This is a genomic window from Agrococcus sp. UYP10 (genome assembly GCF_040547205.1).
GTDB classification, from domain to species: Bacteria; Actinomycetota; Actinomycetes; order Actinomycetales; family Microbacteriaceae; genus Agrococcus; species Agrococcus jenensis.
Window position 1 is genome coordinate 1,476,983 of sequence record NZ_JBEPPG010000001.1, and the last position, 15,272, is coordinate 1,492,254.

Below are 15,272 nucleotides of genomic sequence, written 5' to 3' on the forward strand. Positions count from 1 at the left end.
GCCCGGCCGGGCCGGACTCCGCGGATTCCTCAGCATCCGCGCCTCGTGCCGCTACGCTCGTCGCACCTCGACGGTGAGGCGGGCGCAGCGTCGCGTCCGGGAATGGGAGCGTCACGCATGCCTGAGTCCGACCCCGTAGCCGAGCGCAGCCTGCAGATGCAGCGCTCACCCGAGTTCCAGCGCCTGCGGCGCACCTTCATGGGCTTCATCGTCCCGCTCACGGTGCTCTTCCTCGGCTGGTACCTCGCCTACGTGCTGATCGCCGGCTTCGCGCCGAGCTTCTTCGCCACCCGCATCGGCGGCAGCAACATCAACGTCGGGCTGCTGTTCGGGCTCGCGCAGTTCGTCTCGACGTTCGTCATCACGATGGCCTACAGCCGCTGGGCGAACCGCACCTACGACCCGCTCACCGAACCGCTCGCGCACGAGATGGAGCAGGCGGCGCAGTCGGGGGGTGCGCGATGATCATCCAGGCCGGCCCCGTGAGCCTCGACGAGATCAACCCGACCATCAACATGATCGTGTTCGCGGCGTTCGTCGCGGTCACGCTCTTCATCGTCTTCCGCGTCTCGCGCCGCAAGGCGACCGAGAACGAGTTCTACGCCGCGGGGCGGTCGTTCTCCGGCCGTCAGAACGGCATCGCGATCGCCGGCGACTACCTCTCGGCCGCGAGCTTCCTCGGCATCTGCGGCGCGATCGCGGTCGCGGGCTACGACGGCTTCCTCTACTCGATCGGCTTCCTGGTCGCGTGGCTCGTCGCGCTGCTGCTCGTCGCCGAGCTGCTGCGCAACACCGGCCGGTTCACGATGGCCGACGTGCTCAGCTTCCGGCTGAAGCAGCGCCCGGTGCGGATGGCGGCGGCGCTCGCGACGCTCACCGTCTGCTTCTTCTACCTCGTCGCGCAGATGGCCGGCGCCGGTGGCCTCGTCGCGCTGCTCATGGGCTTCACCGAGCCGATCGCGAAGACGATCACCGTCGCCGTCGTCGGCGTGCTGATGATCGTCTACGTCATCTTCGGCGGCATGAAGGGCACCACCTGGGTGCAGATCATCAAGGCCGTGCTGCTCATCGCGGGCGCCGGCATCCTGACCCTGATGGTGCTCTTCATCGTGCGGTTCGACTTCAACGAGCTGCTGCAGCGCGCGATCGACGCGTCGCCCGACGGCGAGGCGATCCTCGCCCCGGGCCTGAAGTACACGAACCCGATCGACTTCCTCTCGCTGGGTCTCGCGCTCGTGCTCGGCACCGCGGGCCTGCCGCACGTGCTCATGCGCTTCTACACGGTGCCGTCGGCGAAGGAGGCCCGGCGCAGCGTCGTCTGGGCGATCTGGCTCATCGGCATCTTCTACCTGTTCACGCTCGTGCTCGGCTTCGGTGCCGGGGCGCTCGTCGGACCGGAGACGATCCGCGAGGCCGCGGGCGGCGAGAACGCCGCGGCGCCGCTGCTCGCGCTCGCCCTCGGCGGCCCGGTGCTCATGGCGATCATCTCGGCGATCGCCTTCGCGACGATCCTCGCGGTGGTCGCCGGACTCGCGATCACGGCGGCGACCTCGTTCGCGCACGACATCTACGCCTCCATCATCAAGCGCGGCGACGTCGCACCGGGTGCGGAGGTGCGGGTGGCCCGCTACACCGTCGTCGTCATCGGCATCATCGCGATCATCGGCGGCATCGTGGCGCAGGGGCAGAACGTCGCGTTCCTGGTGGCGCTCGCATTCGCGGTCGCGGCGAGCGCCAACCTGCCGACGATCCTCTACTCGCTGTTCTGGCGGCGCTTCAACACCGGCGGCGCGCTCTGGTCGATGTACGGAGGGCTCATCTCGTGCGTGCTGCTCATCGTCCTCTCGCCCGCCGTGTCGGGTCGCGAGACGTCGATGTTCCCGGATGCGAGCTTCGCGATCTTCCCGCTGTCGAACCCCGGCATCGTGTCGATCCCGCTCGCGTTCCTGCTCGGCATCATCGGCACGCTCGTCACGAAGCCGTCGGCCGACCACGAGGTCAAGCAGGCCGAGATGGAGGTGCGCTCCTTCACGGGCGCCGGGGCCGAGAAGGCCACCGAGCACTGAGGCCACCGAGCACTGAGGCCACCGAACACTGAAGTTCGGCCTCAGGGAGCCCACCAGCCGCCGAGGTACGCCTCGAGGTCGGGCGCCTCGGGCAGCGGCACGACGCCGTCGCCCGGGCGCTCGACCCGGCGCCACCCGGTCGGCCGGCCCCACCGGCGGTCGCGCGCGTCCGCCCGCGTGGCCGTGACGGTCACGAGCGCACCGAGCGCGATCGAGCCGAGGTCGCCCTCGCCCACCTCGGCGGTCGCCGCCCGGAGCCGCGCGGCGGCCGCGGCGTCGACGTGCACGGGCGCCGCGAGGTCGACCTCGACACTCGGGGTGCCGCTCCAGCGCTCGACGACCCGCGGGTCGCCGGCGAGGGCCTCGCGCACGACCGGCGGCACGATCACGCGGGCGCCGGGCAGCACCTGCAGGATGCTGTCGACGCAGACGACGCCGGCGGCCGCGGAGCCGGCCGATCGCAGGGTGACGAGCACATCCGCCTCGCGCACCAGCACGCCGCGCGGGGCTGAGCCCGGTGCCGCGATCGACTGCATGAGCCGCAGCGTCTCGACGTTCTTGCGCCGCAGCCGGTCGGCCTCGTCGCGGCCCGCCCAGTCGGGGCCGTCGTGCCAGGCGACCGCGTCGGGCACGTGCGCGAGGGCCGCGCCGCCGAGCCACGCGCGGTACGCCCACTCCCAGTCCTCGCCACCGTAGGCGTCGAACGTCTCGTCGAAGCCGCCGACGTCGTCGAAGAGCCAGCGGCTGCACGCGACGACCGCGCTGATGACGAAGCGGTAGGAGCGCGCGTCGGCGTCGCGCAGGTCGCGCGAGCGCGCGTAGGCATCGGCGAGCCAGGCCGGCTCGTCGATCGCGCGCGCCGCACCGGCCACCTCGATGGCACGGTCGTCCCCGCTGCCGGCCAGCATGGCGTGGCGTCGCCGCCCGACCGCGACGATGTCCGGGGCGAGCGAGGGCAGCCGCGCGATCCTCGACACGTAGTCCGGCTCGGGCGCCGTGTCGGCGTCGAGGAAGCACAGCACGTCGCCAGTGCTGTGCCGCACGCCGAGGTTGCGGGCCGCAGCGACGCGGAAGCCGAGATCCCTCTGCCGCACGAGCGTCACGTCGCGCGGCACCGCGGGCGGGGTGGGCGAGCCGTCGTCCGCGACGATCACCTCGAGCAGCTCGGGGGGATGCGTCTGGCGGCGCAGCGCCGCGAGCGTGCGGTCGAGCTGCTCCTGCTGGTCGTAGTGCGCGACGATCACCGAGACGGACCGTGGCGCCGCCGGCTCCCCGTCGAGCGCTTCCCAGCCGTTGCCCGCGATGGGACGGCCGAACGGCGCCGTCACCACGCCGCCCACAGGTCGAGGTAGGCGGCCGCGGTGTCGTCGAGGTGCGGGGCGCTGCGGGCGTCGTCCGGCAGCCACGTGCGCGACGGGTCGCGGAGCGCCGCGGCGACGGCGGCTGCGAGGCCATCGCGCTCCACGAGCTCGACGGTGCCGGGTCGGAGGGCCGCCATCTCGGCGAAGTAGTCGTTCACGATCGTGATGGGCCGCCTGCCTGCTGCGATCCAGTCGTTGAGCGAGCCGGACGCCGACACGTGCTGGTGCGCGACGACCGGCACGGCCGCGCGCTGCGCGCGCTCGAGCAGCGCGTCGTCGGGCACGAAGCCCGTCGCCGAGAGGTCGACGCCTCGGGCGGCGGCGTACCGCTGCAGCTCGGCGAGCTCCGCCTCGTGGCCCGGGGCCGCCCGGCCGATCGCGGTCACGGCGATCGGCGGCTCGAGCGAGGCGACGGCGTCGACCGCCTCGCGGTGTCCCTTGCCCGGGTAGAAGAAGCCGAGCACCGCGACCTCGGCGAGCGGCTCCCAGCGCTGCGGCCGCCGGAGCGGCGCCGCCGCGGGCAGCGGCACGACCTCCGCCGCCACGTCGCCCAACGCCGCCCGCAGCAGCGCTCGCTCGTGCCTGCTGTTGCAGACGACGAGCTCGGCGGCGTCGACGACGCGACGGTAGGCCTCGGTGCGGCGCCGCATCGAGGCGACGCCGTCCGAGGCCTGCGGCACGTCGTGCAGCGTCACCGCCACCCGCGATCCGGCGGCGATCGCCTCGACCGCGTCGGCCGCGGACTCGGGCGACTCACCCCAGAGCCGGTCGGTGAAGTGCAGGTGCACGCGCTCGGCGTCCGCTGCGTCGCCGTCCAGCTCGAGCCGCATGCCCGGGTGCATCGCCCGCGTCGCCTCGGCGAGCGTCCTGGCGCACCGGTCGACGCCGTGCTGGGCGTCGCCGCGGTGGAGCAGCACGGGCGGAGCGCCCGTCACAGCCCGAGCACCGCCATGGCGTCGGCGTGCCGCCGGGTGCCCGCGACCACGACATCGGGGTGCTCGCGATACCAGGCCAGGTGTGCCGCGCGCACGTCCCCGTCGTCCACGCGCTCGCCGTCGACGATCCAGTGCTCGCGCGGCTCCGCGTCGAGCCCGAGGGCGTCGATGACCTGCGCGGCCCGGGGCGCGTGCACGCGGTCGAGCAGCGGCCGGGGGAGCGGCGCAGGAGCTCCGCCGAGCCGGAGCACCTCGTGCACGCGCGCCGCGAGCGCGTGCCAGACGGGGTTGCCGGGGTGGTTGATGGTGCGCATGTGGTCGAACGTCGGGCGCGCGAGCGCGTCGGAGATCGGCACGGTCCCGAAGCGCTCCTCTCGCCACCGCAGCTGGTCGAGCGAGGCCTGGCCGACCTCGCGGAGGGCGGCGGGCGACGCGGGGGCAGACGCATCCGCCCCCGCGGCCTCGGCGAGCGTGCGGAGGTCGTGGTACGGCACGATCGGCGGGGCGGCAGAGGGGTCGTGCGGCGGCCGCACGATCGCCTGCCACGGGTGGAGCCCGGCGAAGCGGATCACCGGCACGATCGCCGAGCGGGCGCCGACGCGCACGGCGTCGAGCAGCTGCCGGGTGCCGAGCGGCATGCCGCGGTAGTCGTCGCGGATCGGCTGCGCGACCACGACGTCGACACCGGCGAGCAGCCGCTCGAGGTGCGGCAGGTCCGACGCCTCGAGCTCGTGCACGGGCGGCACCCGGAGCAGCCGCACGTCGGAGCCCGAGAGCGCCTGGCGCAGCGACTCCGCCTGGCAGTTGCCGAGCAGCACGCCGGTCGGACCGTCGTGGGGGCTCGGGTCGTAGAGGTCGGCGTAGTGCTGCCGACGGGCGGCGTCCTGTGCGGCCTCGCTCGTCATGCTGCCTCCTGTCGGCGCGCGCGCCGACGGCGGCAGGGTCGCGGGGCGGTCGCTCAGCCGCCAGCATCTAGTGTACGAACCGGTGGTCCTCCACTGCTGCGCACCGACGACGCCTCGCGCCGCTTATCCCCGCGCCTGTTGCAGAAGGAGCACCGCATCGACGTCATCGAGCCCGCATCGCGGACCGCCACCGTGCGGGTCGCCTCGGTCCGGGTCGCCTCCGTGCCTGCCGCGCACCCCTACGTGCGGGCCGTCTCCGCGGCCGAGGGCGTCGTGGTGCTCGCCGATCCGGTGACCGACCCCGCGCATCCGGACCGCTGGTGGCCGCCGGCGATGCTCGACGCCGAGTGGATCGAGCGGTCCGCCGACCGCTTCGACGTCATGCACGTGCACTTCGGCATGGAGTCGCTGCCCGAGGGGCGCCTCGCGGCAGCGCTCGACGCGCTCGACGCGCTCGGCAAGCCCCTCGTCTACACGGTCCACGACCTGCAGAACCCGCAGCTGGACGAGCAGACCGGCCACCGGGGCGACCTCGACCTGCTCGTCCCGCGTGCCGCCCGACTGGTGACGCTGACGCGCGCCGCGGCCGACGAGGTGCGTCGCACGTGGGGCCGCGATGCGCTCGTGCTCGCGCACCCGACGCTCCTCGACGACGATGCCGACGACCCGGTCGACGCGGATCCGCACCCCGACGCGGGGCTCGACGCGCCGCTCGTCGTCGGCGTGCACCTCCGTGACCTCCGCCCGAACATCGACGCCGAGGCGGCGGTGCGTGCGCTCCTGCAGGCGCTCGACGCGCTCGCGAGCGCCGGCGTGGCCGCGACCGGACGGGTGCTGCTGAACGCGACGACGCGCGACGAGGCGCTCGCGAGCCGGGTCGAGGCGTCGCTGCGCGGCCGCGGCGACTGCGACCTCATCGTGCGCGCGCGTCCGGACGACGCCGCCCTGCTGGCCGAGCTCGACCGCCTCGACGTCGCGCTGCTGCCGTACGGGCACGGCACCCACTCCGGCTGGGTCGAGCTCTGCTACGACCGCGGCGTGACCGTCGTCGGGCCCGGGTCGCTCGCCATGGCGGGGCAGCACCCGGACGGCTACGTCGGGTTCGCGACGCCGGACGACGCGGGCCGGGCCGTGCTCGAGGCGGTCTCGCGCGGTGCCCGCGCCGGATCGCCGGAGCGACGGCGGCTGGTGGGCGCGCGTCGCGAACGGCGCCTGGTCGAGCGCGCGGTCGTGGCCGAGGCGCACGCGGCGCTCTACCGCGAGGTGCTCGCCGAGGGCGGGGCGCGGTGATGCGGCGCCCGCTCGGTGACCGCCTCCGCATCCTGGTCATCGCCCCGTCGCGCCACCCGATCCGCGAGCCGCACGCGGGTGGCCTCGAGGCGCTCGTGTGGGACCGCGTGCGGTCGCTGCGAGCGAGCGGCCACGACGTCACGCTCGTGGCGGCGCGCGGCTCCGACTTCCTCGATCGCACCCCCGAGCAGATGCGGCTGCCCCGTGTGGTCTGGGGCGGCGGGCGCTCGTCCGACGAGGCGTATCCGGACGGGTACCTGGACCAGGTGGCGAGCGTGCTCGACGCCGTGGTCGACGAGCTCGTCGTCGACCGCACCGCCTTCGACCTGATCGACAACCACAGCCTGCACCCGGTGCCGATCGCTCGCGCCGCCGAGCACGGCATCCCGATGCTCACGACGCTGCACACGCCGCCGCTGCCCGAGCTCGTCGCGGCCGCCGATGCTGCCGGGCCCGCGCACTCGTTCGTCGCGGTGAGCGGCCACACGGCGGGGGAGTGGCGCGCGAGCGGGGTCGAGTCGACGGTGCTGCTCAACACGGTCGACGCCGACGCGTGGCCGCTCGGGCCGGGCGGCCCAGGGCTCGTGTGGTTCGGGCGCATCGTGCCCGAGAAGGGCCCGCACCTCGCCGCCGATGCGGCGCGCGCGATGGGGCGCCCCCTGGTGGTGGCGGGCCGCGTGGGCGACGAGCAGTACTTCGAGCGCTCCGTGGTGCCGCGGCTGGGGGGCGGCATCCGCCACGTCGGGCCCATGCGGCGTCGTCGGCTCGCCCACCTCGTGGGGCGCAGCGGCTGCGCGCTCGTGACGCCGTGCTGGGACGAGCCCTTCGGGCTCGTGCTGGCCGAGGCGCTCATGACCGGCACGCCGGTCGCCGCGTTCGACCGCGGCGGCATCTCCGAGGTGCTCGAGGGGCTGCCAGGCACGCGCCTCGTGCCGCCCGGGGATGTCGTGGCACTCGCGGCCGCCGCGGACGAGCTGCTGCGCCTCCCGAGCACCACGCGGATCGGCATCCGCGAGCACGCGGTCGAGCGGTTCTCGGCGCTGCGCCGGGACCGGCAGCTCGAGGCGCTCTACCGCGACCGGCTCGATGTCGTCGAGCGCACGGCGGCCCTGCCGTGACCGCGGTCGGCTGGTACGTGCACCACCACGGCATGGGGCACCTGACGCGCTTCCTCGCGATCCGGCCGCACGTCGCCGCGTCGGTGGTGGCGTTCAGCTCGCTGCCGCAGCCCGCGGCGCTGCCCGACGGCACGACGTGGGTGCAGCTGCCCCGCGACGACGAGGACGAAGGGGCCGGCGCGCCGTCGGCGGCCGAGCCGACGGCGCGCGGCGCGCTGCACTGGGCGCCCATCGGGCACCGCGGTCACGTCGAACGGATGGCGGCGATCGCGGCCCGCGCCCCGCACCTCGACGCGATCGTCGTCGACGTCTCGGTCGAGGTGACGCTGCTCGCGCGGCTCCTCGGGCGCCGCGTCGTGCTGATGACCCAGCCGGGCGACCGCACCGACGACCCGCACGTGCTCGGCCGGCGGCTCGCCGACGCGGTGCTCGCCCCGTGGCCGGCCGACGACGGCGAGGTCCACCCCGTGGGCGGCATCTCGCGCTTCGCGACCCGGGAGCGCTCGGCCGCGCGCCGTCCGGGCACCGTGCTCGCGCTCGGCGGCGGCGGCCGCGACGCGGCGTGGGACGCGATGCTGCGCGAGGCGATCGCGGCGACGCCCGACCGGCAGTGGCGGGTCGCCGGCGGTGCCACGTGGATCGACGACCCGTGGGAGGCGCTCTGCGAGGCGGAGGTCGTGGTCACGGCGGCGGGGCAGAACGCGATCGCCGACATCGCCGCGGCGGGGGCCAGCGCGATCGTCGTGCCGCGGCCGCGCCCGTTCGACGAGCAGCACCGCACGGCCGCCATGCTGGACGAGCTGGGCCTCGCCGTGGTCGCCGACGCATCCGCGCCCGGTGACTGGCCGGCACTGCTCGCCCGCGCGCAGGCGCTCGAGCCGGACTGGAGCGCGTGGGGCGTGCGCGGCGCCGCAGGCAGGGCCGCGGCGATCATCGATCGCGTCGCGGCAGGAGGACGGCCATGACCATCGCCACCATCACGCTCGCGTCGCGCGCGCGGGCGCACCACCTGGACCGGCAGCAGGAGCGGCTGCGGGGCATCCCGGGCCTGGAGCGGATCGTCGTGTGGCTCGACGCCGAGCCGCCCGGCGACGACGTGCCCGCGACGCTCCTGCTGCACGTGCCGCCCGCGGCCGCGGGCATGCGGCTCGCCGCCGCCCGCAACGCCGGCGCGCAGGCCGCGATCGACCACGGTTGCGACCGCCTCGTCTTCCTCGACGCCGACTGCGTGCCCGGTGACGCGCTGCTCGATCGCTACGACCGGGCGCTCCGCGCCCACCCGGGAGCGCTGCTCGCCGGCCCCGTGACGTACCTTGCCGAGGGCGTCGCCGTCGACGCCCAGACGGATCTCGCGGCGCTGACCGCCCCGCATGCCGCGCGTCCCTCGCCGCCCGACGGCGAGGTCGACGTCGCGGCGCCGGAGGACCAGCTGCTGTTCTGGTCGCTCTCCTTCGCCCTCAGCGCGTCGACCTGGCGCCGCATCGGCGGCTTCGACGAGGCCTACGTGGGCTACGGCGCGGAGGACACGGACTTCGCGATGCGCGCGCAGGCAGCGCGGGCGCCGCTCGCGTGGGTGGGCGGCGCGCACGCGTACCACCAGCACCACCCGACCTCGAGCCCGCCGTGGCAGCACCTGGACGACATCCTCCGCAACGGCGGGCTCTTCGCCGACCGCTGGGGGTTCTGGCCCATGCGCGGATGGCTCGAGGCGTTCGAGGCCGCGGGGGCGGTCGAGCGCGTCGACGGCGGCTGGCGCCGCGCGGCCGCCACTCCTCGCTAGCCAGCGCGCGTCAGCGCGCGGCGGGTGATGGCGCGCGCTCCGTGGGCGGCTCGGCCGGGGCAGGTCTGGCGGCGCGGCTCCCGCCGCCCAGCGCACCGGATCCCAGCAGCACGCCGGCTACCACCACGCCGGCGCCGGCGATCTCGACCGCCGTGAGCGTCTCGCCGAGCACGATCCAGGCGGTGAGCAGGCCGACGACGGGCACGAGCATCGAGAACGGTGCGACGCGCGCGGCCGGGTGGCGGCTCAGCAGCCAGGTCCAGATGCCGCTCCCCACGACCGTGCCGAGCAGCATCGTGTAGGCGAGGCCGGCGATCGCGAGCAGGCCGGTGGTGGTCTCGAGCCCGACGAACGACTGCGCGATGCGGTCGGGGCCCTCGACCCACAGCGAGGTCGCGAGCATCGGCAGCACCGGGACGACCGACATCCACAGCGTCAGGTGGAGCGGCTTCGACGGGCGCGCGAGCCGGCTCGAGACGTTGCCAAGCGCCCAGCCGAGCGCACCGAGCAGCGTGAGCAGGAACGGACCGAGCGCGGCGGTGCCGAGCTGCTGCGCGCCGATCGCGGTCAGCCCCGCGACCGCGAGCAGGATGCCGAGCACCTGCGCGCGGTCCAGGCGCTCGCGCAGCAGGGTGGCGCCGAGCAGCACCGTGAAGGGGGCGGATGCCTGCAGCACGAGCGAGGCCAGGCCCGTCGGCATGCCGGTCGCCATCGCCCAGTAGAGGAAGAGGAACTGTAGCGTGCCGAACCCGAGCCCGTAGCCGAGCAGCCACCGCAGCGGCACGTCCGGCCGCGGCACGAGCAGGATCGTCGGTACCGCGAGGAGGGCGAACCGCAGCGCCACGAGGAAGAAGGGCGGGAACTGCTCGAGCGAGAGGTGGATCGCCAGGAAGTTGAGCCCCCACAGCACGGCGACCAGCAGGCCCAGCAGTCGTTCTCTCGTCGTCATGCGGACAGCCGAGCAGGCGAGCACCATGCAGCACAAGCGATGAATGCTGCATCGACTGTGTAGCGTTGCTGCATGGAGCTGCGCGACCTCATCCTGCTGCGGGAGCTCGACGAGCGCGGCAGCCTCACGGCCGTGGCGCGCGCGACGCGGGTGACCCCGTCGGCCGTGTCGCAGCGCATCCGATCGCTCGAGCGCACGATCGGGCTGCCGCTCACCGAACCCCTCGGCCGCGGGGTGCGGCTGACCGAGGCCGGGAGGCTGCTCGCCGCCGGCGCGATCGAGGTCGCGGCCGTGGTCGCGCGGGTCGAGGGCAGGCTGGCCGCCTACCGCGGCGGGATCGGCGGGCGGGTCGACGTCGCGGCCCTGCCGAGCGCGGGCGTCGTGCTGCTGCCGTCGCTCATCGCGGCGCTCGGCGCGGACGTCGACCTCCGCGTGCACGACCACGACGTCGCGGAGGCCGACTACGCGGCGCTCGCGCGCGACCACGACCTCGTGATCGGGCACCGGATGGCGGCGACGCCGCTGCCGGACTGGCGTGGCCTGCGCGTGATCGACCTGCTGCGGGAGCCGATCGACATCGCCGTGCCCGAGGCGCATCCGCTCGCGGGGAGCGTCTCGGTGCGGCCGGCGGACATCGCGGGCGAGCGCTGGATCGGCGTGCCGGAGGGCTACCCCTTCGACGACCTGCGCATCGCGGTCGAGGCGGCGGCGGGGGAGCGGTTCGCGATCGGGCAGCGCGTGCGCGACAACCGCCTCGTCGAGGCGCTCGTCGCCGCGGGCCTCGGGATCGGCATGCTGCCGCGCTTCAGCACGCGGCCCGGCGGCGGCATCGCGCTCGTGCCGCTCGCGGGGCTCCCGACCGGTCGGATCGTCAGCGTCCTCGCCCGACCGGACGTCGCCGAGCGCGCCGTCGTCGCGCACGCGATCGACGCGCTGCGACGCTGCGCGCGGACGATCGGAGGCGTCGACGCGCTCGCGCCGTGAGGTGCGCGAAGGGGCCGTCCGCGGTGCTACGATATTCCGGTTGCCATCACGGCTTCGCCCCGATAGCTCAGCGGTAGAGCACTTCCATGGTAAGGAAGGGGTCGCGAGTTCAATCCTCGCTCGGGGCTCGCGTTCGCTTGATGCTTCGTGCTTGGGTGGGCGTTCTGGCGGGGTAGCTCAGTTGGTGAGAGCGCACGACTCATAATCGTGAGGTCGCGGGTTCGAACCCCGCCCTCGCTACCGCCACGAAGGGGATCGGATGCGTCCGGTCCCCTTCGGCATGTCCGGAGCCGGCACCGCCGGCAGTGCATGCTTCCGCGCGCTGACGTCGTGATCGTACGTCGGGGGAGTCAGGGTCTCCCGGTGGCAGGACCGCGCCACTGCCTAGACTGGCTGCGTGCCAGTGAACCCCGAGATCCAGGGCAGGCAGTACCCGCCCACGGCCCCGTACCTCGTCGGGCGAGAGAAGGTCCGCGAGTTCGCCCGCGCGGTGCAGGCGACGCGCCCCGAGCACCTCGACGTCGACGCCGCGCGCGCCGCCGGCCATGCCGACGTGATCGCGCCGCCCACCTTCCCGATCGTCATCCAGGAGCTCACGCTCCGCCAACTGCTCGAGGACGAGACCGCGGGCGTCGACTTCACCCGCGTGGTGCACGGCGACCAGCGCTTCAGCGCGACGCGGCCGATCGTCGCCGGCGACGAGCTCACGGCGCAGCTGACCGTGACGAGCGTGAAGTCGCTCGGCGGCAACGACATGGTGACGAGCGAGAGCGTCATCACGGATGCGGACGGCGAGCACGTGGTCACGGCGACGTCGACGCTCGTGGTGCGGGCCGCCTGATGGAGGGGACGACGCCGATGACCGGCACGCAGCAGCTCGGCGAGCTCGAGGTCGGGCAGGTGGTCGCGGAGCGCGACCTCGCGCTCACGCGCGACTCGCTCGTCCGGTACGCCGGTGCCTCCGGCGACTTCAACCCCATCCACTACCGCGACGACGTCGCCGAGTCCGTCGGCCTGCCGGGCGTGCTGGCCCACGGCATGCTCACGATGGGCGCCGCCGTGCAGCCCGTCGTCGACTGGGCCGGCCCCGCGCGCATCCTCGACTACCAGGTGCGCTTCACGCGGCCCGTGGTCGTCGATCCCCAGACGGGCGCGGCGCTGCACGTGGTGGCGAAGGTCGCGCGCGTCGACGAGGGCAGTGCCCGCATCGACCTCACCGTCACAGTCGGCGAGCAGACCGTGCTCGGCAAGGCGCAGGTCGTCGTGGCGACCGACCGATGACCGCGTCGCGCAGGCTCGCCGACGCCACGACCATGCGCGTCGGCGGCGAGGTCGGCCGCTGGATCGAGGCGGGCTCGCGCGACGAGGTCATCGCGGCCTACACCGAGATCGTGGCGGACGGCGGCGACCACCTGCTGCTCGGCGGCGGCTCGAACACGGTCGCGTCGGACGAGCCCTACGACGGCACCGTCCTGCACATCACCACCCGGGGCATCCGCACGCTGCCCGCTGCGGAGCGGCCGCATCGGCCCGCCGGCGAGGACGCGCCCGTCGACGACGCCGTCGTGCTGCGCGTCGAGGCCGGGGAGTCGTGGGACGCGCTCGTCGCGCTCGCGGTCGAGCAGGGCCTGACGGGCATCGAGGCGCTCAGCGGCGTGCCCGGCTCGGTCGGCGCCTCGCCCGTGCAGAACATCGGCGCCTACGGCCAGGAGCTGTCGTCGACGCTGCAGGGCATCGAGCTGCTGGATGCCGAGACGCTCGAGGTGCGGTCGGTGCCGGCCTCCGAGCTGCGGCTCGGCTACCGCGACTCGGCGATCAAGCGGGGCGTGCTGCGCGGCGTCGTGCTGTCGGTCGACCTGAAACTGCGCCGCTCGCCCGACGGCCGCAGCCAGCCGATCGCCTACCAGCAGCTCGCCTCGGCGCTCGGGGTCGAGCTCGGCACGCGCGTGCCGCTCGAGGATGTGCGCGCATCGGTGCTCGCGCTGCGCGGCTCGAAGGGCATGGTGCTGTCGGACGACCCCGACTCGGTGAGCGCCGGCTCGTTCTTCACCAATCCGATCGTCTCCGCACGCTTCGCCGCGGCGCTGCCGAAGGATGTGCCGAGCTGGTCGACGTCGCCCGCGCCCCAGGCGACGGTGCTGCCGCTCGACGCCGACACGGCGGTGCCGTCGCTCGAGCGACCGGTGCCGCAGGTGAAGCTGTCGGCCGCGTGGCTCATCGAGCACGCGGGCATCGGACGCGGCTTCTCGCTGCCGGGCTCGCGCGCCGCCATCTCGGACAAGCACACCCTCGCCCTCACCAACCGCGGCGGCGCGACGGGCGAGGAGATCGCCGAGCTCGCGCGCTTCGTGCAGGCGCGCGTCGAGAACCAGTTCGGCGTGCACCTCGCGCCGGAGCCCGTGCTCGTCGGCCTGACGCTCTAGCCCGACCGCGCGTCCGATCGGCCTGAGCCGCCCGCCGAGCGCGAGGAGCGGCTCACGGCGGCGTCAGCCCGATCGAGCGCACACCGGATGGCGTGCGCGTGTCCGCGGTGATCGGCGCCACGATTGCTCCCCGCGTCGGGCCGTGGCAGAGTCGATGCTCAGGGGACAGCCATGGATCAGCACGAGCCGGACGACACCTCGCCGATCGAGCACGAGCTCGAGGTGGCGGTGAGCCGGACGCGCGCCTGGGACGCCTACGTGCACGGCCTCAGCGAGTGGTGGCACCCCGGTTGGACCGCGACGGGCTCGGGGCTCGATCGCATCGAGGTCGAGCAGCGCGACGGCCTGCGCATCGTCGAGCACGGACGCGACGGCCGGGAGGTCGTCTGGGGCGAGGTCATCGAGACGATCCCGGGCGAGCGCTTCGGGCACACCTTCCGCCTCACCCACGAGGGCGACGCGACCACGGTGCTCGTCACCTTCACCGACCTGCCGCACGGCGGCACCCGGGTCCACCTCACGCACTCCGGCTGGAACGACTCCAACCAGCGCGGCCGCGAGCTGCACGCCGGCTGGCCGAAGCTGCTCGAGCGCTACCGGGCCTACGCCCAGCACGTCTAGCTAGGCCGCAGCCCTCGCCGCGGTCAGATCCGGGCTCGGAGCCAGTCCTGCGCCGCGCGCCGGTAGCGCTCCGCGAGCGCCGACCGCGCTGCGATCGCCAGCAGCCCGTGCGGCGCACCCGGCACCACCAGCAGCTCGACGTCGACCCCGGCGGCGCGCAGCCGATCGGCGTACGCGACGTCCTCGTCGTGGAAGAGGTCGATCGAGCCGACGCCGATCCAGGCCGGCGGCAGCCCGCCGAGGTCCGCGCGGCGCGCGGGCACGGCATGGGCGGGCACCGACGGCGCGCCCGGCTCCTGGCCGAGCAGCGAGCGCCAGCCCAGGCGGTTCTCGCGGTTGTCCCAGACGAAGTGCGCCTCGTCGTCGCGCGCCGCGTCGGCGGCCGTGCGGTCGTCGAGCATCGCGCAGTCGAGCAGCTGCGCGATGGGCTGCGGTCCGCCCTCGTCGAGCAGCCGCTGGGCGAGCCCCGCGGCGAGGCCGGCGCCGGCGCTCTGGCCGCCGAGCGCGATCCGCGCGTCGCCTCGAGCGATGAGCCCGGCGAAGACGCGGGCGCAGTCGTCGAGCGGCGCCGGGAACGGATGCTCGGGTGCGAGCCGGTAGTCGACGCTCACGACCCGGAGGCCGAGGCGGGCGGCCGTCTCGGAGCAGAAGTGGTCGTCCATCGCCGGCGCACCGATGAGCATCCCGCCGCCGTGGATCCACAGCAGCACGGCGTCGCTGCGCGGCTCGGGCGGCGCGTAGGTGCGCACGCGCACGCCGCCGATGCGGGCGCGGCCGATGCGCACGCCCGGCTCCCGCGGCCAGCGCATCAGCCGGGGCGCCACCCTCCCGATGGCGCGG

General features: G+C 74.6%; 16 protein-coding genes and 2 tRNA genes. 13 read left to right on the forward strand and 5 right to left on the reverse strand.

The features are described 5' to 3' along the window. Nucleotides 1-117 precede the first annotated feature (117 nt). Both ABIB37_RS07370 and ABIB37_RS07375 read left to right on the forward strand, forming a co-directional pair. A complete protein-coding gene (locus tag ABIB37_RS07370; RefSeq protein WP_354258681.1) occupies nt 118-465 on the forward strand; it encodes a DUF485 domain-containing protein in 348 nt (115 codons plus the stop codon). Then, nucleotides 462-2,066: a monocarboxylic acid transporter gene (locus ABIB37_RS07375; protein WP_123696230.1), complete on the forward strand. Its 1,605-nt coding sequence runs from the start codon at nt 462-464 to the stop codon at nt 2,064-2,066. The genes ABIB37_RS07370 and ABIB37_RS07375 overlap by 4 nt, the downstream gene beginning before the upstream one ends. 41 nt (nt 2,067-2,107) lie before the next feature. Here ABIB37_RS07375 and ABIB37_RS07380 read toward each other — a convergent pair whose 3' ends face one another. From ABIB37_RS07380 to ABIB37_RS07390, 3 genes are read right to left on the reverse strand one after another with little or no spacing between them, the layout of a single operon-like run. After that, nucleotides 2,108-3,394: a glycosyltransferase family 2 protein gene (locus tag ABIB37_RS07380; protein WP_354258684.1), complete on the reverse strand. Its 1,287-nt coding sequence runs from the start codon at nt 3,392-3,394 to the stop codon at nt 2,108-2,110. After that, nucleotides 3,391-4,344, reverse strand: coding sequence for a glycosyltransferase family protein (locus ABIB37_RS07385; RefSeq protein ID WP_354258687.1), 954 nt, complete (start codon nt 4,342-4,344; stop codon nt 3,391-3,393). Before ABIB37_RS07385 ends, ABIB37_RS07380 begins: the two co-directional genes overlap by 4 nt. 14 nt (nt 4,345-4,358) lie before the next feature. After that, complete coding sequence (locus ABIB37_RS07390) at nt 4,359-5,267, reverse strand: WcbI family polysaccharide biosynthesis putative acetyltransferase (protein WP_354258690.1); 909 nt, start codon at nt 5,265-5,267, stop codon at nt 4,359-4,361. Between the two features lie 138 nt (nt 5,268-5,405). Between ABIB37_RS07390 and ABIB37_RS07395 the strand changes: the two genes are divergently transcribed. From ABIB37_RS07395 to ABIB37_RS07410, 4 genes are read left to right on the forward strand one after another with little or no spacing between them, the layout of a single operon-like run. Continuing rightward, nucleotides 5,406-6,557 carry a glycosyltransferase gene (locus tag ABIB37_RS07395; protein WP_354258693.1) on the forward strand — a complete coding sequence of 384 codons (1,152 nt, stop codon included), beginning with the start codon at nt 5,406-5,408 and terminating at the stop codon, nt 6,555-6,557. Continuing rightward, the gene (locus ABIB37_RS07400; protein WP_354258696.1) at nt 6,557-7,675 is read left to right on the forward strand and encodes a glycosyltransferase; all 1,119 of its coding nucleotides are present in this window, start codon (nt 6,557-6,559) and stop codon (nt 7,673-7,675) included. Before ABIB37_RS07395 ends, ABIB37_RS07400 begins: the two co-directional genes overlap by 1 nt. Beyond that, entirely contained in the window at nt 7,672-8,640 is a 969-nt protein-coding gene (locus ABIB37_RS07405; protein ID WP_354258699.1) for a glycosyltransferase, read from the forward strand. Before ABIB37_RS07400 ends, ABIB37_RS07405 begins: the two co-directional genes overlap by 4 nt. Continuing rightward, nucleotides 8,637-9,455, forward strand: coding sequence for a glycosyltransferase family 2 protein (locus ABIB37_RS07410; protein WP_354258702.1), 819 nt, complete (start codon nt 8,637-8,639; stop codon nt 9,453-9,455). The genes ABIB37_RS07405 and ABIB37_RS07410 overlap by 4 nt, the downstream gene beginning before the upstream one ends. Nucleotides 9,456-9,465: 10 nt before the next feature. On the opposite strand, the gene ABIB37_RS07415 is transcribed toward ABIB37_RS07410, so the two are convergent. Further along, on the reverse strand, nt 9,466-10,404 hold the full coding sequence (locus tag ABIB37_RS07415; RefSeq protein WP_354258705.1) for an EamA family transporter: 939 nt from the start codon (nt 10,402-10,404) through the stop codon (nt 9,466-9,468). 72 nt (nt 10,405-10,476) lie between these two features. On the opposite strand from ABIB37_RS07415, the gene ABIB37_RS07420 reads away from it, so the two are divergent. The 7 genes from ABIB37_RS07420 to ABIB37_RS07450 all read left to right on the forward strand — a co-directional run bounded on the left by ABIB37_RS07420 (nt 10,477) and on the right by ABIB37_RS07450 (nt 14,432). Then, complete coding sequence (locus ABIB37_RS07420; protein ID WP_354258708.1) at nt 10,477-11,388, forward strand: LysR family transcriptional regulator; 912 nt, start codon at nt 10,477-10,479, stop codon at nt 11,386-11,388. Nucleotides 11,389-11,444: 56 nt separating this feature from the next. Continuing rightward, nucleotides 11,445-11,516 (forward strand) — tRNA-Thr (locus tag ABIB37_RS07425). Between the two features lie 38 nt (nt 11,517-11,554). Next, nucleotides 11,555-11,628: transfer RNA gene (locus ABIB37_RS07430), tRNA-Met, on the forward strand. Nucleotides 11,629-11,785: 157 nt separating this feature from the next. Next, on the forward strand, nt 11,786-12,229 hold the full coding sequence (locus ABIB37_RS07435) for an FAS1-like dehydratase domain-containing protein (protein WP_354258711.1): 444 nt from the start codon (nt 11,786-11,788) through the stop codon (nt 12,227-12,229). Between the two features lie 17 nt (nt 12,230-12,246). Further along, nucleotides 12,247-12,669 (forward strand): MaoC/PaaZ C-terminal domain-containing protein, encoded by a 423-nt coding sequence (locus ABIB37_RS07440; RefSeq protein WP_354258714.1) that lies wholly within the window; start codon nt 12,247-12,249, stop codon nt 12,667-12,669. Then, the gene (locus ABIB37_RS07445; protein WP_354258717.1) at nt 12,666-13,811 is read left to right on the forward strand and encodes a UDP-N-acetylmuramate dehydrogenase; all 1,146 of its coding nucleotides are present in this window, start codon (nt 12,666-12,668) and stop codon (nt 13,809-13,811) included. Before ABIB37_RS07440 ends, ABIB37_RS07445 begins: the two co-directional genes overlap by 4 nt. Nucleotides 13,812-13,982: 171 nt before the next feature. Then, complete coding sequence (locus tag ABIB37_RS07450) at nt 13,983-14,432, forward strand: SRPBCC domain-containing protein (RefSeq protein ID WP_354258720.1); 450 nt, start codon at nt 13,983-13,985, stop codon at nt 14,430-14,432. A 23-nt stretch (nt 14,433-14,455) separates the two neighbouring features. On the opposite strand, the gene ABIB37_RS07455 is transcribed toward ABIB37_RS07450, so the two are convergent. After that, nucleotides 14,456-15,241, reverse strand: coding sequence for an alpha/beta hydrolase fold domain-containing protein (locus tag ABIB37_RS07455; protein ID WP_354258722.1), 786 nt, complete (start codon nt 15,239-15,241; stop codon nt 14,456-14,458). Nucleotides 15,242-15,272: the final 31 nt, after the last annotated feature.